At 65.7% G+C, this 19,204-nt stretch carries 14 protein-coding genes; 8 read left to right on the top strand and 6 right to left on the bottom strand.

Features of this window, described 5'->3' with window-relative positions; genetic code table 11:
• Positions 1-32 precede the first annotated feature (32 nt).
• Entirely contained in the window at positions 33-2,693 is a 2,661-nt protein-coding gene (locus ACQR07_RS14010) for an EAL domain-containing protein (protein ID WP_434902856.1), read from the top strand.
• 103 nt (positions 2,694-2,796) lie between these two features.
• Here the strand turns inward: ACQR07_RS14010 and ACQR07_RS14005 are convergent, their stop codons facing one another.
• Entirely contained in the window at positions 2,797-5,007 is a 2,211-nt protein-coding gene (locus ACQR07_RS14005) for a transglycosylase domain-containing protein (protein ID WP_434902855.1), read from the bottom strand.
• A gap of 148 nt (positions 5,008-5,155) precedes the next feature.
• Between ACQR07_RS14005 and ACQR07_RS14000 the strand changes: the two genes are divergently transcribed.
• The gene (locus ACQR07_RS14000; RefSeq protein ID WP_434902854.1) at positions 5,156-5,584 is read left to right on the top strand and encodes a DUF1330 domain-containing protein; all 429 of its coding nucleotides are present in this window, start codon (positions 5,156-5,158) and stop codon (positions 5,582-5,584) included.
• A gap of 22 nt (positions 5,585-5,606) precedes the next feature.
• On the opposite strand, the gene ACQR07_RS13995 is transcribed toward ACQR07_RS14000, so the two are convergent.
• Entirely contained in the window at positions 5,607-6,329 is a 723-nt protein-coding gene (locus tag ACQR07_RS13995) for an FCD domain-containing protein (protein WP_434902853.1), read from the bottom strand.
• Between the two features lie 234 nt (positions 6,330-6,563).
• Between ACQR07_RS13995 and ACQR07_RS13990 the strand changes: the two genes are divergently transcribed.
• The 5 genes from ACQR07_RS13990 (at position 6,564) to ACQR07_RS13970 (ending at position 10,852) form a co-directional block, all read left to right on the top strand.
• Positions 6,564-8,219: an L-lactate permease gene (locus tag ACQR07_RS13990; protein WP_434902852.1), complete on the top strand. Its 1,656-nt coding sequence runs from the start codon at positions 6,564-6,566 to the stop codon at positions 8,217-8,219.
• Between the two features lie 74 nt (positions 8,220-8,293).
• Entirely contained in the window at positions 8,294-9,445 is a 1,152-nt protein-coding gene (locus tag ACQR07_RS13985; RefSeq protein WP_434902851.1) for an alpha-hydroxy acid oxidase, read from the top strand.
• A gap of 75 nt (positions 9,446-9,520) precedes the next feature.
• On the top strand, positions 9,521-9,835 hold the full coding sequence (locus tag ACQR07_RS13980; RefSeq protein WP_434902850.1) for an ArsR/SmtB family transcription factor: 315 nt from the start codon (positions 9,521-9,523) through the stop codon (positions 9,833-9,835).
• A complete protein-coding gene (locus ACQR07_RS13975) occupies positions 9,832-10,191 on the top strand; it encodes an SRPBCC family protein (RefSeq protein ID WP_434902849.1) in 360 nt (119 codons plus the stop codon). Before ACQR07_RS13980 ends, ACQR07_RS13975 begins: the two co-directional genes overlap by 4 nt.
• 43 nt (positions 10,192-10,234) lie before the next feature.
• Positions 10,235-10,852 (top strand): ATP-dependent Clp protease proteolytic subunit, encoded by a 618-nt coding sequence (locus ACQR07_RS13970; protein WP_434902848.1) that lies wholly within the window; start codon positions 10,235-10,237, stop codon positions 10,850-10,852.
• A 163-nt stretch (positions 10,853-11,015) separates the two neighbouring features.
• Here the strand turns inward: ACQR07_RS13970 and ACQR07_RS13965 are convergent, their stop codons facing one another.
• The 4 genes from ACQR07_RS13965 to ACQR07_RS13950 all read right to left on the bottom strand — a co-directional run bounded on the left by ACQR07_RS13965 (position 11,016) and on the right by ACQR07_RS13950 (position 17,696).
• Complete coding sequence (locus ACQR07_RS13965; protein WP_434902847.1) at positions 11,016-12,263, bottom strand: ABC transporter substrate-binding protein; 1,248 nt, start codon at positions 12,261-12,263, stop codon at positions 11,016-11,018.
• A gap of 300 nt (positions 12,264-12,563) precedes the next feature.
• On the bottom strand, positions 12,564-13,787 hold the full coding sequence (locus ACQR07_RS13960) for an ABC transporter substrate-binding protein (protein WP_434902846.1): 1,224 nt from the start codon (positions 13,785-13,787) through the stop codon (positions 12,564-12,566).
• Between the two features lie 636 nt (positions 13,788-14,423).
• Positions 14,424-14,789, bottom strand: a complete 366-nt coding sequence (locus ACQR07_RS13955; protein WP_434865220.1) for a DUF1304 domain-containing protein — start codon at positions 14,787-14,789, stop codon at positions 14,424-14,426.
• 111 nt (positions 14,790-14,900) lie between these two features.
• Positions 14,901-17,696: a [protein-PII] uridylyltransferase gene (locus ACQR07_RS13950; RefSeq protein ID WP_434902845.1), complete on the bottom strand. Its 2,796-nt coding sequence runs from the start codon at positions 17,694-17,696 to the stop codon at positions 14,901-14,903.
• Between the two features lie 195 nt (positions 17,697-17,891).
• Between ACQR07_RS13950 and ACQR07_RS13945 the strand changes: the two genes are divergently transcribed.
• Complete coding sequence (locus ACQR07_RS13945; protein ID WP_434902844.1) at positions 17,892-18,866, top strand: aliphatic sulfonate ABC transporter substrate-binding protein; 975 nt, start codon at positions 17,892-17,894, stop codon at positions 18,864-18,866.
• Positions 18,867-19,204 lie beyond the last annotated feature (338 nt).

The following is a 19,204-nucleotide window of genomic DNA, read 5'->3' as shown; positions in this document are numbered from 1 at the left end:
CTCGGAACGTGCAGCGCGCCTCGAATCGAACGATGCTTGCAAGCGAGTTCCAACTGGCCGCATTCGCAAACGTGCTCTCGGCCGCGCTCGATCGTGCCTCTGAAGCGATTCTCTTCCTCGACGCGCACGACCGGGTCCATCACGCCAATCCTGCCGCATCAGCGCTGTTGCGTCGCGATCTCGCGACCTTGATCGGCGCCGATCTGGAGAGCCTCGGCCTGCCGGCTGACTTGGCCGCTGCGACGGCGGAGAGCACCGATGGTGACCCTTCCAATGTGGGTGACCAGGAGCCCGAATCGCGCGAACTGACGCTCAAACACTCGGACGGCTCGCGGAGCCGGCTGCGCTGCCGTGCCCAAGCGCTGGCGGCGGATCACGCGCCGGTGCAGTCGGTTGTCTTCCTTCAGGACATTTCTGCCGAAGTGGCCGTTCGCGAGCAGAACGCATTGCTGATGTCGGTTGCCGACCGCAGCAATCGTGCCGTCGTCGTCACCGATCCCGAGCTCAAGGTCCTCTACACCAACGCGGCCTTCACCAGCATCTTCGGCTACAGCGCGCACGAGGCGCTTGGCCGCGACGTGACAAAGCTTCTCGTCGGACCGTGCACCGCGCCGGAGACAGTCGAGCGGCTGAATCAATGCGTCGTCGGCGAAATGGGCATCGAGGAAGACCTGCTGATCTACGACAAGGCGGGCTGCGAGATCTGGACAACGGCCCACGTCAAGGCGCACCGGAACCAGGGCGGCAAGGTCAAATACCTGGTTGGACTGCTCAACGACATCCGCGAGACCAAGCAGCTGCGTTCGCTGCAGCAGCTGATCATGTCGTCGCTGGCGTCAGACGTCGCGATCACGACGATCGCCGACCAGCTCTGCCGTCAGGTCGAGGAGCTGGCGCCCGACGTGGTCTGCTCGATCCTCCATGTCGATTCCGACGGTCACGTGCACCCGCTCGGCGGCCCCAGCCTGCCGCCGGCCTATTCGGCTGGTCTCGAGGGCGTCAAGATCGGGCCCGACGTCGGCTCATGCGGAACCGCCGCCTATTTGTGCGAGCCGGTGCTGTCGCGCGACATCGACAACGATCCGCGCTGGCAGGCCTACAAGGCCGGACCACTCGAAGCGGGCCTGCGCGCCTGCTGGTCGACCCCGATCAAGGGCAAGGACGGCCGCGTCATCGGCACCTTCGCCTTCTACTACCGCGAATGCCGCGGGCCGAGTCCCTGGCATGAGCAGATCGTCGCCGCCTGCGTCCAGCTCGGCTCGCTCGCGATCGAGCGCCAGGAGGTGCGGTCGACGATCTCGCAGGTCGCCTATCACGACATGCTGACGGGGCTGCCCAATCGCGCCCGCATCCCCTCGCTGATCGCCGAAGCGATCAAGGCGTGCCCGGAGGGCGGGCATGTCGCCGTGGCGTTCCTCGACGCCGACAATTTCAAGGACGTCAACGACACGCTGGGCCATGCCGCCGGCGACGAGTTCCTGGTCGCTTTCGCCAACCGTCTGCGCGCGCAGATCCGCACCGGCGACATGCTGGGCCGGCTCGGCGGCGACGAGTTCGTCATCGTGCTGCAGAACCGCGACGCGCTGGAGGCCTCGCTGGCCGCGGCGCGCATCACCGCGGCGCTGGCGATGCCACTCACGATCGGCAAACGCCAGGTGCCGATGTCCGCGAGCATGGGGCTCAGCCTCTATCCCGACAACGCCACCGATATCGAGACCCTGATCAAGCAGGCCGACGGGGCGATGTACAAGGCCAAGCGGGCCGGCCGCGCCACCTATCGCTTCTTCAGCGCCGACATCGACAAGCTCGCCGAGGAACGGCTGATGCATTCGACGGCGCTGCGCGAGGCGATCGCCAGCGAGGCGCTGACCCTGCACTACCAGCCGCAGATTCGCACCCGCGACGGCGCCATCCATGGCGTCGAGGCGCTGGCGCGCTGGCACGATCCGGTGCTGGGCGACGTCTCGCCCGCCAAGTTCATCCCGCTCGCCGAGGAATGCGGCCTGATCGAGCAGATCGGGGTGTGGTCGATCAAGACGGCCTGCCAGCAGATGGCGTCATGGCGCCGCGCCGGCCTCGACATCCCCTGCATCTCGGTGAACCTGTCGCCGATCAATTTCCAGAACGTCAATCTGGCGGCTGTCGTCGCCCAGATCCTGGCCGCCAATGACCTGCCGGCGAAGATGCTGATGCTCGAGATCACCGAGGGCGTGATCCTCAACGAGCGCGCCACGGTCGTCGCGACCATGAGCGAGCTGCGCAACATGGGCGTCGGCATGTCGCTGGATGATTTCGGCACCGGCTATTCTAGCCTGAGCCGTCTGGCGCAGCTGCCGATCGACGAGCTCAAGATCGACCGCGGCTTCATGCGCAACTTCGAGAACGACAATGGGACGCGGGCGATCGTGACCGCCGTGGTCCGGGTCGGGCAGAGTCTCGACGTGGCCGTCGTGGCCGAGGGCGTCGAGACCGAGGTGCAGCGCAAGCTGCTCGCGGAACTCGGCTGCGATGCGATGCAGGGCTTCCTGTTCGCGCGTCCCATGGCCGCCAGCGCCTTCAGCCGCTGGCTGCTCGACTACAGCGCACACCGCGCGAGCCTGATGCTGCGGCAGGTCGGGCGCGTTCTGGCGCAGGCGGTGGGCCCGTCTGCGGCCAAGCCGGCCCCGCGTCCGGTCGCCAAGGCGGCTGGCTGAGTCAGCCGGGCCGCATCGCTTCCGTCCTGCAGCCTCGCCTCCATCATCATTTCGGGTTCAAGGCCTGCGGCCTTGCCCCGTGACGCAACCAGCTCAGCTCAGCTCAACGCTGGCCGCCGAACAGGCGGTCCACCAGCCAGCCATCCAATCCCGCGGCCGGCTCCGGCCGCACATTGCCGCGGCCCTGGCTCGTCGGCGCCGCTGATCGCGCCGAGTAGGCCGCGGTGGGGGCAGGGGCCGTCGGCGCGGTGATCTGCGAAGCGATCTGCGCCAGCGTCGGAGCCAGCCCCGAGCCCTGCGCGTTCGGCAGAGCGGCGACCGGCACGCCCTGATGCGCTGCGCGCATGAAGCGGGTCCAGACCTCGACCGGCAGTCCGCCGCCGGTGGCCTTCTTGGTCGGCGAGTTGTCGTCATTGCCGAGCCAGACGCCGGTGACGAGGTGCGCGGTGTAGCCGATGAACCAGGCGTCGCGGAAATCCTGGCTCGTGCCGGTCTTGCCGGCGGCGACCCAGCCCGGGATCTCGGCCTTCTTGGCCGTGCCCGAGATCAAGGTCTCCTGCATCATCTGGTTCATCATCGCAGCGGCGCGCGGCTCGATCACCTGCGCCGGCTGCTCGGTCTGGCGCATGTAGAGCAGCTTGCCGTCCAGCGTCTTGATCCGCGTCACCACATGCGGGGACACGCTGACGCCGCCATTCGAGAACGGCGTATAGGCGCCGACCAGCTCGAGCATCGAGACCTCGGAGGTGCCGAGCGCGATCGACGGGTTGGGATCGAGCTTGGAGGCGATACCCAGGCGATGCGCGGTGCGCACCACGTTCTTCGGCCCGACCTCCAGTCCGACGCGCACCGCCACCGTGTTGAGCGACATCGCCAGCGCCTGGGTCAGCGTGACCGGGCCGAAATATTCGCGGGTGTAGTTCTCCGGCTTCCAGCCCTTCAGATCGAGCGGCGCGTCCTGGCGGACCGTCTCCGGCGTCAGGCCCTGCTCGATCGCGGTGAGATAGACGAACGGCTTGAACGCCGAGCCCGGCTGGCGCTTGGCAGTCACGGCGCGGTTGAACTGGCTGTCGGCGTAGTTGCGCCCCCCCACCATGGCGCGCACGGCGCCGTCGGGTGTCATCGCCACCAGCGCGCCCTGGCTGACGTTGAACTTGACGCTCTTGGCGGCGAGCTCGTCGATGATGGCGGCCTCCGCCACGCTCTGCAGCTTCGGATCGATCGTGGTCTCGACGATGATCGACTCCTCGACCTGGCCGACGAGATCGTCGAGCACTTCGCCGATCCAGTCGGCGACGTAGTTGACGGTGCCGGCGCCGGCGGGCTTCACCGCGACGGAGGGATGCGCGATCTGGGCCTGCGCCTGGGCGTCGGTGATGAACTTCGCCTCAGCCATTGCGGCGAGCACGGTCTGCGCGCGCTTGGCGGCGCCGTCCGGATTGCGGTTCGGCGCCAGCCGCGACGGCGACTTGACGAGTCCGGCGAGCATCGCGGCCTCGCCGACCGTGACCTGCCGCGCCGACTTGCCGAAATAGCGCTGCGCCGCCGCCTCGACGCCATAGGCGCCGGAGCCGAAATAGACGCGGTTCAGATACAGTTCGAGGATCTCGCGTTTGGAATATTTGCGCTCCAGCCACAGCGCGAGCTCGGCCTCCTGCAGCTTGCGGGCGAGCGTGCGCTCCTGGGTCAGGAACAGGTTCTTGGCAAGCTGTTGCGTCAGGGTCGAGCCGCCCTGCGACACGCCGCGATGCAGGATGTTTGCGACCACGGCGCGGGCGATGCCAACGGGATCGATGCCGAAATGCTGAAAGAAGCGGCGGTCCTCGATGGCGATGAACGCCTTCGGCAGATAGGGCGGCAGATCCTTCAGCGCGACATTGGCGCCCGCCATCTCGCCGCGCTGCGCCAGCATGGTGCCGTCATAACCCACGATCTCGATCGTCGGCGGCCGCTTCGGAATCTCCAGCGACTGGATCGGCGGCAGATGCGCGCCAGCCCAGATGACGACGCCGACCAGCGCGATCACGCCCCACAGGCCGCACACCAGCGCCCAATAGGCCATGCGGCCGATGGACATCCCCCAGCGCGACTTGGCTCGGGCAGGCTTCGATTTCGCTGGCGTGGCTTTCGGCTCGCGCGCCGGCACGTCGTCCTCGTCGTCCGGTTCGACCGGCTTCTTCTTGGTGGACTTTTTCGGCGCGTCCGCGCCGGCCGGAATGCGGTCCTTGGGATCGAGACGCAGGTCGGCCATCGCTGCCGCAAGGCCGAATCGCGGCTCCTTGCGTCCGCCGCCCTGTTTCCGTCCCCGCGCCATACGCAACCCGAGCCCTGCCGTCCGACCACGGTAGTGAGTGGAGTTTAAGGGGCAGTTAGGAAGAGCTTAACGCGCGATTAGGAGTTTCGCGTCGTGAACGCCGCGTTATGGTTAAGCCAACGTAAACGACAAATAGGCGAGGCGATTCATGGGCCATATCGACCCCACCAAGGAGCTGTTCGCGCAGTTCCGGGAGAATGATCGGCCGGGCCCGATCCACATGCTGAACCTGGTGCGGCTGCGCAAGGAGGCCGCGTATCCCGATGGACGCAAGATGAGCGGCGCCGAAGCCTATGCCGCCTATGGCCGCGAGAGCGGCCCGGTGTTCGAGCGCCTCGGCGGCCGCATCGTCTGGCAGGGCCGCTTCGAGCTGATGCTGATCGGCCCGCAGGAGGAGCGCTGGGACCATTGCTTCATCGCCGAGTATCCAAGCGTGCAGGCCTTTGTCGAGATGATCCGCGATCCCGTCTATCGCGAGGCGGTGAAGCACAGGCAGGCGGCGGTGGAGGATTCTCGCCTGATCCGGCACGCGGTGCTGCCCGTGGGCAAAAACTTTGGCGAGGTGCCGGCACCGTAGCCGGCGGCCCGAGCCGCAATCGTCAGGCCAGGAAATCGCTCCTGTTCACCCGGCTGAGCGACGTCTCCAGCCGCTCGCTGTCGCGCCTGATCTCCTCGACCGTTTCGAAGGTGAAACGGACGTGCTCCGCGGCGGCTGCTTCGGCGTCCTTCTGCTTGCCCGCGATCACGGCGCTTGCCAGCGCAAGATGCTGCGCGAGCAGCTGATCGCGCACGCCGTCGCGCAGATAGAGCTGCGCGCGGCTGTAGAAGATGTTGTTGCGCAGAAGGTCGGCGAGGGCGCGCATGACGTGCAGCAGCACCACGTTGTGGCTGGCCTCGTAGATCAGCAGATGCAGGTCGACATCAGCATCGCCCTCCTGCGTCGGATCCTCCAGGCGATGCGCCTTCTTCATCCGCTCCATGCACTGCTCGATCGCCTGGCGATCGACGTCGGTGGCGCGCAGCGCCGCAAAGCGCGCGGCATGCGCTTCCTGGATCCGGCGGAATTCGAAGTAATCGGCGGTGACCCGCGGCTTGTCGTGCAGGAGCGTCGCCAGCGGCCGGAGCAGCGGCGACAGGAATTGCGCGACGAACGTTCCGGACCGGCCGCTCACCAGCAGGCCGCGGCCTTCGAGGATCTCGACCGCTTCGCGCAGTGACGGCCGCGAGATGTCGAGCTTCTCGGCCAGCTCGCGCTCGGGAGCGAGCCGTTCGCCCGGCCGCAGCACCCCCTCGAGGATGAGCTTCTCGATGTGGTCGGCCATCGCTTCCGAAATCTTTGGTGTTCGCACGGGGGCAACCATCCATCTGGCCGAGCAGGAGAATCCCTGGCGACTATGAGCCAATTGGGAGCCTGGTCAAGCGCGCGTGCAATAGGTGGTCAAAGGTATAAGGAACTTTCCAATTGACGTTAGTGGTCAAATTATTTTACCAATCCGGAAATTCAAGATCGCGGCCAAGCGACGACCCTTTGCGCAGGAAACTCGAGGAGACGTTTTGTGACGTGGACGCAGGTTTACGACCCCTTCAACAATCCCATGCTCTCGACGGCCGCAGCCGCGCTGCCGGTCATCGTGCTGCTCGGAGCGATCGCGATCTTCGAGATCAAGGCCCACTGGGCGGCGATCCTGGGATTGGCGGCGGCGCTGGCTGTTGCCGTGCTCGGCTTCGGCATGCCTGCGGGCCTGGCGGGCCTGTCGGCTGCCTACGGCGCCGCGTATGGCCTGCTGCCGATCGGCTGGCTGGTGCTCAACATCATCTTTCTCTACCAGCTCACCAACGAGAAGGGTGAGTTCGAGGTTCTGCAGCGCTCGATCAGCAGCCTCAGCGACGACCGGCGGCTGCAACTGCTGTTCATCGCATTCTCGCTCGGCGCCTTCTTCGAGGGCGCTGCCGGCTTCGGCACGCCGGTGGCCGTCACAGCTGCGATGCTGATCGGCCTCGGCTTCTCACCGCTCGCCGCATCCGGTCTGTCGCTGATCGCCAACACCGCGCCCGTCGCCTACGGCGCCTTGGGAACGCCGGTCATCGCGCTCGCGGCGGTCACCGGGCTCGATCTGCAGGCGCTGTCCGGCATGATCGGGCGGCAGCTGCCGTTCTTCTCGCTGCTCGTGCCGTTCTGGCTGATTTGGGCCTTCGTCGGCTTCCGCAAGATGCTCGAGATCTGGCCCGCCATCCTGGTCGCTGGTGTCTCCTTCGCCGTCCCGCAATATCTCGTCTCGAACTTCCACGGACCGTGGCTGGTCGACGTCGTCGCCGCCATCACCTCGATGGTCTGCCTGTGGGCCTTCCTGCAGGTCTGGACACCCAAGCGCGTCTTGAAGGACATGCCCGAGGGATTCGGCAAGGCGCAGGCCGACGACGAGCATGAGCATCAGCCCGACAAGACCTCGACAGCGGCGATCGCCCGCGCGTGGATGCCCTGGATCATTCTCTCGGTGTTCGTGTTCGCCTGGGGCACGCCGCAGGTGAAAGCCTGGCTCGACGGCATCTGGATCGGCCGCTTTCCGGTCGAGGGGCTTCACAATTTGATCCTCAAGGCGCCTCCGGTGGTGGCGAAGCTGTCTCCCGAGCCCGCAGTGTTCGCCTTCAACATCCTGTCGGCGGCCGGCACCGGCATCTTCCTCTCGGCGCTGCTGTCGGCGCTGCTGCTGGGTTATAGCCCGCTCGGGATCGTCAGGGTGTTCGGCAGGACGCTGGCCATCGTGCGCTACTCGCTGCTGACGATCGCCTGCATGCTGGCGCTGGGCTTCGTCACCAAATATTCCGGCACCGACGCGACGCTCGGTCTCGCCCTGGCAAAAACCGGCGTGCTGTACCCGTTCTTCGGCGCCATGATCGGCTGGCTCGGCGTTGCTCTCACCGGCTCCGATACGTCCTCGAACGTGCTGTTCGGGGGCCTGCAGAAGATCAGCGCCGAGCAGCTCGGCCTCAATCCGGTGCTGATGGCGGCAGCCAACAGTTCCGGCGGCGTGATGGGGAAGATGATCGACGCGCAGAGCATCGTCGTCGCCTCGACCGCCACCAAATGGTACGGCCACGAGGGCACCATCCTGCGCTTCGTCTTCTTCCACAGCCTTGCGCTGGCCGTGCTCGTCGGCCTGCTGGTGCTTGGCCAGGCCTATCTCTGGCCGCTCAAGCTCCTGGTGCATTGAGGCGGCGGCGACAAGCGACGGCGCGCCGCCAGGTTCGGCGCGCCGGCGGTCAACAACAGCAGGGAGGGTGAACGATGCGTCTCAGCCAATGTCACAACTTCCATGATTTCCGCCGGCTTGCGCGCCGGCGGCTGCCCGGGCCGATCTTCGACTACATCGATGGTGGCGCGGACGACGAGTCGAGCCTGCGCCGCAACAGCCAGAGCTTCGAGAGCTGCGATCTCGTTCCGAACGTCCTGCGTGGCGTGCGCGAGATCGACCTCTCGGTGACGGTGATGGGCCAGAAGCTCGCGACGCCGTTCTACTGCTCGCCCACCGCCCTGCAGCGCCTGTTCCATCATCAGGGCGAGCGCGCCGTTGCCGCGGCCGCGGCAAAGATCGGCACGATGTTCGGCGTGTCCTCGCTCGGCACGGTCAGCCTGGAGGAGCTGCGCAAGGCCCATGATGTTCCCCAGGTCTATCAGTTCTATTTTCACAAGGACCGCGGCCTGAACCACGCCATGATGCAGCGGGCGAAGGAGGCGGGCGTCGAGGTCATGATGCTGACGGTCGACAGCATCACCGGCGGCAACCGCGAGCGTGATCTGCGCACCGGATTTTCGATCCCCTTCCGCCTCACGCCGGCCGGCATGCTGCAATTCGCGATCAAGCCGATGTGGGGCATCCAGTACGTCACGCATGAGCGATTCAGGCTGCCGCAGCTGGAGGATCACGTCGACATGAGCGGCGGCGCGATGTCGATCGGCCGCTACTTCACCGAGATGCTCGACCCCTCCATGACCTGGGACGACGTCGCCGACATGGTGCGCAACTGGAACGGACCATTCTGCCTCAAGGGCATCATGTCCGTCGAGGATGCCAGACGCGCCGTCGACATCGGCTGCAAGGGAATCATCCTGTCGAACCATGGCGGGCGGCAGCTCGACGGTTCCCGCGCCGCGTTCGATCAGCTCGCCGAAATCGTCGATGCGGTCGGAGATCGCATCGACGTGATGATGGATGGTGGCATCCAGCGCGGAACTCACATCCTCAAGGCGCTCTCGCTCGGCGCCAAGGCCGTCGGCCTCGGACGCTATTATCTCTATCCGCTCGCGGCGGCGGGCCAAGCTGGCGTCGAGCGCGCGCTGTCCCGGCTGCGCGAGGAGCTCATGCGCGACATGCGGCTGATGGGATGCACCTCGATCAGCGAGCTGTCGCGGACGAATCTGCGCTTCCGGTCGCATTAGCGCGCGGCGGCGCGCTGCCGCACTCGTTGCGACCGGGCCCTTGCGTGACACATAAGTTTCTGCTTATGTGTCGACATGATCGAGAGTGACATCTTCAAGGCCCTGGCCGATCCGACGCGCTACGCGATCTTCGAGAAGCTCGCGGATGGCAGCATGAATGCCAGCGCGTTGCGCGAGGGGCTGACGATCAGCCAGCCGGCGATGTCGCAGCACCTTGCCGTGCTTCGCAATGCCGGGCTGGTGCGGGAACAGCGGCAGGGGCGTTTCGTCAACTACGAGGTCGATCCCGATGGCCTGGCGCTGATCGCGCGCTGGCTGGCGAAGTACCGCGCCTATTGGCCGTCACGCGTCGATGCGCTGAAAACCCTGCTGAAGGAGATGGACCAATGACCGATCTCGACGTGGACCAGCAGGACGACAAGCTCGTGCTCGACTACGAGCTCGATGCGCCGCCGGAGAAGGTCTGGCGTGCCATCAGCATCCCGGCGCTGCGCGACGCGTGGCTGCCCTCGGGCGACCTCGCCGAGGCCGCGCCGGTCTCGTCAACGCCGGGCGAGGAAGTCCGTTATCGCATGCGCGACGACGCGCCGCCCTATCTCGAAAGCATCGTGACGTTCCAACTGATGCCCAATGCGGCCGGCGGCACGACGCTCAGAATCATCCACGGCCCGCCTGCCACGGCGCTGCTGCGGGGGACGCCGAGGGCTGCGAACAGCAACACGCGCAGCCTGATGCAAGCGGCCTGACGCTCCAACTTCTCAGCAACTCACCGAACCCGGGAGCTCGCGCATGCGCGACACGATGCAACTCGTCCCCATGGTCATCGAGCAGTCGAGCCGCGGCGAGCGATCCTTCGACATCTATTCGCGGCTGCTGCGCGAGCGGATCGTGTTCCTCAATGGCGAGGTCAACGACACCGTCTCGGCCCTGGTCTGCGCGCAGCTGCTGTTTCTCGAGGCTGACAACCCGAAGCGGCCGATTCATCTCTACATCAATTCGCCCGGCGGAGTGGTCACCTCAGGGCTCGCGATGTACGACACGATGCAGTTCGTCAAGGCGCCGGTGCATACGCTGTGCATGGGGACGGCGCGGTCGATGGGGTCGTTCCTGCTGATGGCCGGCGAGCCCGGCGAGCGGACGGCGCTGCCCAATGCCAGCCTCCACGTCCATCAGCCGCTCGGCGGCTTTCAGGGGCAGGCGTCTGATATCATGATCCACGCCCGGGAGATGGAGCAGACCAAGCGCCGCATGATCCGGCTCTACGCCGAGCATTGCGGACGCAGCTACGAGGACGTCGAGCGCACGCTGGATCGCGATCACTTCATGACGGCGGACGAGGCCCAGGAGTGGGGGTTGATCGATCGAGTCGTGAAGCAGCGCGACTTGGCTGGCGTCAGCAGCGATTGATACGCTTCGGCGCAACGGTGATCGCTTTCACAACCGGTGTCGTCACCCGCGAAGGCGGGTGACCCAGTATTCCGCGGCGGTGGTGATCGCCCGAGAGGCCGCGGCGTACTGGATGCCCCGCCTGCGCGGGGCATGACAGTTGTGGGTGTGGAAGCAGAGTGGCTTACCCCGCAGCGCCGGTGTCCTCGATGATCGGGCCGAACAGCTCCCAGCGCTCGCCGTTGAAGCGCATCATCTGCATCTGCTTGTTGATGCGGAAGTCGGTCGGCGAGGTGTTGATGGAGAGGCCGGGCAGCGCCAGACTCGGCACGTAGCCCCTGATGCTTGCCGCCTGCCGCATCACGTTCTCGCGCGTCAGATCGTCGCCGCACTGGCGCAGGATCTGCACCAGCAGTTCGGCGGTCGAGTAGCCGTAGGTGTTCACCGTGTTGAGCTTGTCGCCTTCCGGATAATATTTGTCCATGAACTCGAAATAGGCCTTCACGCCCGGATCGTCCTTCCACTGCGGATCGGCGGGGTCCTTGCCGTAGTTGGTGCTGATGATGTCCTTGGAGATGTCGAGGCCGGCCGGCTTCAGCGTGGCCGACACCGGGCTCGCATTGATGTCGAGGATGTGGACCGGCTTCCAGGCGAGATCCGCCAGCTTCTTGATCGCCTGCGCGGCGAATTTCGGCGTCGAGGCGTTGTAGAGCAGGTCGGCGCCGGATGATTTCAGCTTGACGATCTGCGAGTCGACGGTCGGGTCGGACAGCTCGTAGGACGCTTCGGCGACGATCATCGAGTCGGCCTTGGCGCCGAGGCCGCTGCGGAGACCAGCGATGTAGTCGCGGCCGAGGTCGTCGTTCTGGTAAAGGATGCCGATCTTGGCGTTGGGGTGGTTGGCGAGAATGTACTTCGCGTAGATCCGCCCCTCCGACTGGTAGTTCGGATTGTAGGCGATGGTCCACGGGAAGTTCTGCGGATCGGTGAAGCGCGAGGCGCCGGTCGAGGCCAGCAGCTGCGGCACCTTCTTGCCGTTGAGATATTTCTGCACGGCGGCGTTCGACGGCGTACCGATGATCTGGAAGGTGAACAGCACTTCGTCGCCCTCGACCAGCTTGCGCACCTGCTCGACCGCCTTGGGCGGCGAATAGGCGTCGTCGTACTGGATCAGGTTGAGCTTGCGTCCGTTGATGCCGCCCTTCTCGTTGATCATCTTCAGGTAGGCGGCCTGGGTCTTGCCGATGCCGGCATAGGCCGAGGCGGGACCCGAGAACGGCACGGTCTGGCCGATCTTGATCTCGGTGTCCGTGGCGCCGGTGTCGTATTTCTTCTGGGCGTAGGCCGATGATGCAGGAAGCGCGATGGCAAGCGATGCAGCGAGCGCCATGACGCGTGCATTGGCGCTGAGACCGAGCAGTGACGTTCTCATGCGAGTCCTCCCTCCGGTGATGTTTGTCGATGGTCGTTTTTCTTCTTACGTCGCCATCGCTGCACGAGAGTGTGGAGGAAGCAAGTCGGCAACGCAACGCTGCGTGGCGCGACGATCGAGCGCAATCCGTGCCGCAACGCAAAAGGGCTGCGCCATCGCGCAGCCCTTTACCGGTGAGAAGCCGTCATTCCGGGGCGAGCGTAGCGCGAGCCCGGAATCCATTTGGCGTCACGTTCGATGGCGAGATGGATTCCGGGTTCAGCCCTGTCGGGCTGCCCCGGAATGACGAGAGAAGCGCGACTAGCCCGCCGGGCCCTTGTCTTCCAGGATCGGGCCGAACAGCTCCCAGCGTTCGCCGTTGAACTTCATCATCTGGAGCTGCTTGTTGACGCGGTAGTCGGTCGGCGAGGTGTTGATCTTCATGCCCGGCAGCGACAGGTCGCCGACGACGTCCTTCAGCGACGCCGCCTGCTTCATGACGTTCTCGCGCGTCACGTTGTCTCCGCACATCTGCAGCACGGTCACCAGCAATTGGGCCGTGGAGTAGCCGTAGATATTGAAGTTCGAGTTCTTGTCGCCCTCGGGATAGTACTTGGCCATGAAGTCGAAATAACGCTTCAGGCCGGCATCGTCCTTCCAGGTCGGGTCGAGCGGATCCTTGCCGTAGTTGACCGAGATCACTCCCTTGGAGGCATCGAGTCCGGCGGGCTGCATCACGGCGCCGACCGAGGTGGCGTTGATGTCGACGATGTGCACGGGATGCCAGTCGAGCTCATGCAGCTTCTTGATCGCCTGCGCGGCCTGCTTCGGCGTCGCGGCCGAGAACAGCAGGTCGGCGCCGGCCGACTTGATCTTGAGGATCTGCGAATCGATGGTCGGGTCGGAGACCTCGTAGGAGGCTTCGGCCACGATCATCGCGGTCTTGTCGCCGAGGCCGGCCTTGATGCCGTTGAGATAGTCCTTGCCGAGATCGTCGTTCTGATAGAGCACGCCGATCTTGGCGTTCGGATACTCCTTCAGAATGTACTGGCCGTAGATGCGCCCCTCGGTGAAGTAGTTGGGATTATATCCCATAGTCCAGGGGAAGTTCTTCGGATCGGTGAACTTGGTGGCGCCGGTGGCCGCGAACAACTGCGGCACCTTCTTGCCGTTGAGGTACTTCTGGACCGCGGCGTTGGACGGCGTGCCGATGATCTGGAACGTCAGCAGCACCTCGTCGTCCTCGACCAGCTTGCGCACCTGCTCGACCGCCTTCGGCGGCGAATAGGCGTCGTCATACTGGATCAGCTTGAGCTTGCGGCCGTTCACGCCGCCCTGCTCGTTGATCATGTTGAAATAGGCGGCCTGGGTCTTGCCGATCGAGGCATAGGCCGACGCGGGACCCGAGAACGGCACGGTCTGGCCGATCTTGATCTCGGTGTCCGAGGCGCCCGGATCGTACTTCTTCTGGGCGTAGGCTGACGTGACGGAGAGGGTGACGGCCAAGGCGGCCGCTCCCGCGAAACGGAAAATTCCCTGTCGCATGGGGTGTGGGTTCCTCCTGAGTGTTGTTATGCGGCTGGTCTACCCGGCCGGGCGCCATCGCTGCAGAGCAGTGTGGAGGAAGGCCTGGGCGGACGCAAGGCGAGGAGGGCACGGGTGCGGCGGTTCCGCGGCGATGCTTAAGGCGGGCCTGGCCTTGCTGGCTCAACAAATTCGATGTCGTCCCGGCCAAGCCCTGACGTCGCGCAGCGACGTCAGGGCGCAGAGCCGGGATCCATAGCCACCGGCCGTCGTGTGACGAGGACTCGGAGTGGCGATCGTGCCTCGAACGCTGCCCGGGATTATGGGTCCCGGGTCAGCGCACGCCGGCGCTTTGCGCCGTCGTGCTTGCCCGGGACGACACCGAATTTGTAGCCAAGCCGCTGCCCCACATCCGGTGTCGTCCCGGCCAAGCCCTGACGTCGCGCAGCGACGTTGGGGCGCAGAGCCGGGATCCATAGCCACCGGACGTCGTGCGGCGAGGACTCGGAGTGGCGATCGTGCCTCGAACGCTGCCCGGGATTATGGGTCCCGGGTCGGCGCACGCCGGCGCGTTGCGCCGCCGTGCTTGCCCGGGACGACGGCGGTTGTTGGAGGCTGCAAAGTGCCTTTATCGCTTCAGGCGCACTCGATCGGCGCTCAGCCCGCCAGCCAGACCAGCACCAGGCCGATGGTGGCCGGCACGCTCTGGATGAACAGGATCTTGCGGCTGGCGGTGGCGGCGCCGTAGAGGCCGGCGACGAGCACGCAGAGCAGGAAGAAGATCTTGATCTGGAATGCGAACGCCGGGGTCGGGTGGGCGAGGCCCCAGAACAGGCCGGCGGCGAGGAAGCCGTTGTAGAGGCCCTGATTGGCGCCGAGCACCTTGGTCGCTTCGGCGCGCTCGGGCGTGTTGTTGAAGGCCCTCAAGCCGGCCGGCTTGGTCCAGAGAAACATCTCGAGCACGAGAATGTAGACGTGCAGCAGGCCGATCAGTCCGACGACGATGTTTGCAACAAGTGCCATGGTGCGGCTCCCCCAAGCCAATCGGAAGCGCCGGTGGTGGCGATCCCTTTAATCATTCAATCATCTCTGCCCGGAGCGGCGCACGGCGACTCCGGACCGTTCACTCTCCCCTCAGGCCGCCGGCAGTGCCGCCGTTCCGTCATTCGCCAGCAGATGCAGCAGCGCGCTCCTGATGGCGGCCTGCCGGGTCGGCGCGTTGATCTGCGCGCCCAAGAGGTCGGTGACGTAGAACACGTCGCGGGCGCGCTCGCCGAAGGTCGCGACATGGGCGGAGGCGATGTTCAGGTTCAGCTTCGAGATTGCGGTCGTCAACTCATAGAGCAAGCCGGGGCGGTCGAGGCCGGAGACCTCGATCACGGTGTAGAGCTCCGACCACTGATTGTTGATGGTGACTTCCGGCTCGACCGAGAACGCCTTGTGCTGCTTGCCGCGGTTGGTCCGTCGCGCCACGGCGTCGGGCAGCCGCAGCTTGCCTTCCAGCACCTGCTCGATGGTCTCGCCGATCCGCGTCGCGCGCCGGCCCTCGTCCTCGTCGCGCTCGTATTCCCTTGATATCGCGATGGTGTCGAGCGCGCGGCCGTCGGTCGTGGTGTAGATCTGGGCGTCGACGATGTTGGCGCCGGCAGACGCACAGGCGCCGGCGATGATCGACAGCAGCCAGGGATGGTCCATGGCGAAGATCGTCAGCTCGGTGACGCCGCGCGCCGGATCGAAGCCGACATTGATCGCGAGCTTGTGGCCCGCATCCTCGCTCGACCGCACGAAGCGGGCGTGGCGGACCTTGCGCGGCAGCTCGACCTTGAGCCAGTAGGCCGGGTAGTGCCGGTCGATATAGGCCTCGAGCTCATTCGCGGGCCAGTCGGTGAAGGCATTGCGGAATTCGGCCTGCGCGGCGGTGATGCGCTTGGCGCGGTTGACCTCGGAGAAGCCGCCGGTCAGCACCGGCTCGGTCTCGTAGTACAGCGTGCGCAGGAGCTGCGCCTTCCAGCCGTTCCAGACGCCGGGACCGACGCCGCGGATGTCGGCGGTGGTAAGGATGGTCAGCAGCTTCATCTGCTCGACCGATTGCACCACGGCGGCGAATTTCTCGATCGTGCGGCGGTCGGACAGGTCGCGCGACTGCGCCACCGTCGACATCGTGAGATGCTCTTCGATCAGCCAGGCGACCAGCTCCGTGTCGGCATTGTTGAAGCCGAGCCGCGGGCACAGCCGGCGCGCGATCTTGGCGCCGGCGACCGAATGGTCCTCGGGCCGGCCCTTGGCGACGTCGTGCAGCAGCACGGTGATGTAGATGACGGCGCGGTGCTCGGGCCGGATCTTGCGCATCAGGTCGGAGGCGAGCACGAACTCGTCGTTGCCGCCGCGCTCGATCTCCTGCAGGAAGCCGATGCAGCGCATCAGGTGCTCGTCGACCGTGTAGTGATGATACATGTTGAACTGCATCATCGAGACGATGCGGCCGAAGGCGCGGATGAAATGACCGAGCACACCGGTCTCGTTCATCCGCCGCAGCACGGTCTCGGCGTCGTTGGCGGTGAGGATCTCCATGAACAGCCGGTTGGCCTCGGGATCGTCGCGCAGCTCGGTGTTGATGAGATTCAGCGAACGCGACACCGCGCGCATCGCATCCGGATGGAAGGCGAGGTTGTTCTTCTGCGCGAGCCGGAAGATGCGGATCAAATTGACCGGGTCGTGCTTGAAGATGTCGGGGGCCGCGAGATTGATGCGGTTGTTGTCGACGATGAAATCGTCGCTCTCGGGCACGCGCCGCCAGGTGTTGCCGGGCTTCAGGCGCGAGATCATCCGGCTCAGCACCGGCGCCGCCTTGGCCTGCTGGTCCTCGAGCTTGGCGCACAGGATCGCGGTGAGGTTGCCGACCTCCTTGGCGACCAGGAAGTAGTGCTTCATGAAGCGCTCGACATCCTGCATGCCCGGGTGGCTGGTGTAGCCGAGCCGGACCGCGATCTCGCGCTGCAGGTCGAACGACAGCCGCTCCTCCGGCCGGCCGCTGACGAAATGCAAATTGCAGCGCACCGACCACAGGAAGTCGGCGCAGCGGCGGAAGGTGCGGTATTCGTGCGCGTCGAACACACCGCGCTCGACCAGCTCGGCGGTCTCGCGCACGCGATAGACGTATTTGGCGATCCAGAACAGCGTGTGCAGGTCGCGCAGGCCGCCCTTGCCGTCCTTGACGTTGGGCTCGACCAGGTAGCGCGACTGGCCGCCGCGGCGATGCCGCTCCTCGCGCTCGGCGAGCTTGGCGGCGACGAACTCGGCGGCGGTGCCCTGCACCACCTCGCTGTCGAAGCGCTGCACCAGTTCGTCATAGAGCGGCCGGTCGCCCGCCAGATAGCGGGTCTCCAGGATCGCGGTGCGGATGGTCATGTCGCCGCGCGCCTGGCGGATCGACTCGTCGACCGAGCGGGTGGCGTGGCCGACCTTCAGCCCCATGTCCCACAGCGAATACAGGATGGCCTCGGCGACCTGCTCGCCCCAGGCGGTCTGCTTGTAGGGCAGGATGAACAGGAGATCGATGTCCGACTCCGGCGCCATCAGGCCGCGGCCATAGCCGCCGGTCGCGACGACAGCCATGCGCTCGGCGCCGCTCGGCACCTGGGAGCGGTAGAGGTGCTGGGTGGCGGCGGCATAGAGCACGCGGATGATCTCGTCCTGCACGAAGCAGAGCCGCTCGGCGCAGCGCCGGCCGTGGCGGTCCTTGAGCAGCTGCGCCTGGGCCGCGGCGCGCGCCTTGACCAGCTCCGCTTTCAGGAATTGCACGACGGCGGCGCGGAACATGTCCTCCCGGCCGGAGTGCTGCTGCGCCAGGGCATCGACGGCCGCGGCGATGCCGGCGCTGTCGAAGTCGTCTGACGTGAAGGCTTTGGAATCTGTGGCGACGCTGTCCATGGATGCAACCGGATATCGAACAAGGCCTGTGCTGTCACGAAACTTCCAATGCAACAATCGATCCATGCTGTCATCGGCGGTCAAAGGATGATGATCATGCTCGTAAGGGCGTCGAAAGGGAAAACAATTCTCGCGCGCCCCTGGCATAACGCGTTGAAACAACAGCAATGTTCTCTGAGATCTGGAGGGATGAGAATGCGTGGAGTGACGAGGCGCGGACTGGCCGGGCTTGCTGCCGTGGTTCTACTGGGATGCGGCGTTGCAACAGCCGCCGAGCCTGCGAAGGAGATCCGCATCGACTGGGCGACCTATAATCCGGTGTCGCTGGTCCTGAAGCAGAAGGGGCTCTTGGAGAAGGAGTTCGCGAAGGACGGCATCAGCATCGTCTGGGTGCAGTCGGCCGGCTCCAACAAGGCGCTCGAATTCCTCAATGCCGGCTCGCTCGATTTCGGCTCGACCGCCGGGTCGGCTGCGCTGGTCGCCAAGATCAACGGCAATCCGATCAAGTCGATCTACGTCTATTCGCGCCCCGAATGGACGGCGCTGGTGACGGGCAAGGATTCCAAGATCGCCTCGGTGGCCGATCTCAAGGGCAAGCGCGTCGCGGTCACCCGCGGCACCGATCCGCACATCTTCCTGGTGCGCGCGCTGCTCGGCGCGGGCTTGACCGACAAGGACATCACCCCGGTGCTGCTGCAGCATGCCGACGGCAAGGCGGCGCTGATCCGCGGCGACGTCGACGCCTGGGCCGGGCTCGATCCGATGATGGCGCAGGCCGAGGTCGAGGAAGGCGCCAAGCTGTTCTACCGCAAGGCCGACGCCAACACCTGGGGCATCCTCAACGTCCGCGAGCAGTTCCTGAAGGACAATCCGGAGATCGTCCGCCGCGTGCTCGCGACCTACGAGGTCGCGCGCAAGGACGCGCTGGCCAATTACGACGACCTGAAGAAGACCTTCATCGCGGTGACCAAGCTGCCGGAGGCGGTGGTCGACAAGCAGCTCAAGGAGCGCACCGAGCTGACCCACAGCCGCATCGGCGCGCCGCAGCGCGAGTCGATCCTTGCGGCGGGCCTCGCGCTGCAGCAGGCGGGCGTGGTGGACGCCAAGGTCGATGTCAAGGCGACGCTCGATGCGTTGATCGACGACCAGGTGCCGCTGCCGACGAACTAGGGCTGCCCAACGCTCGCCGGCAACTCGCGCTGCCCCTCAGGATGAGCGCAACAAAAACCGCTAGCGCGACAAAAAACCGGTGTCGTCCCGGACAAGCCCGCCAACGCGCCAGCGTTGTCGGGCGCCGATCCGGGACCCATACTCCGTGCAGTCTGTTGTTGAGCACCCTGGAGCGGCATCTCGCTCCAACACACCCGCCGCGGCGTATGGGTCCCGGCGCGGAGGCCGGGGCGACACCGAAGTTGTGGCGCCGCTGTCGGTTCACCCCTGCCAGGGGCGCGCTCACCTCCGTCAGCGCATCCGCGCCATCACCACACCTTGCATTCCCACGCGAGACG

Source organism: Bradyrhizobium sp. HKCCYLS20291 (assembly GCF_051167715.1).
Lineage (GTDB): Bacteria > Pseudomonadota > Alphaproteobacteria > Rhizobiales > Xanthobacteraceae > Bradyrhizobium.
The sequence above is the reverse complement of the archived record's forward strand: the minus strand, read 5'-3'. Positions and strand labels throughout refer to the sequence as shown.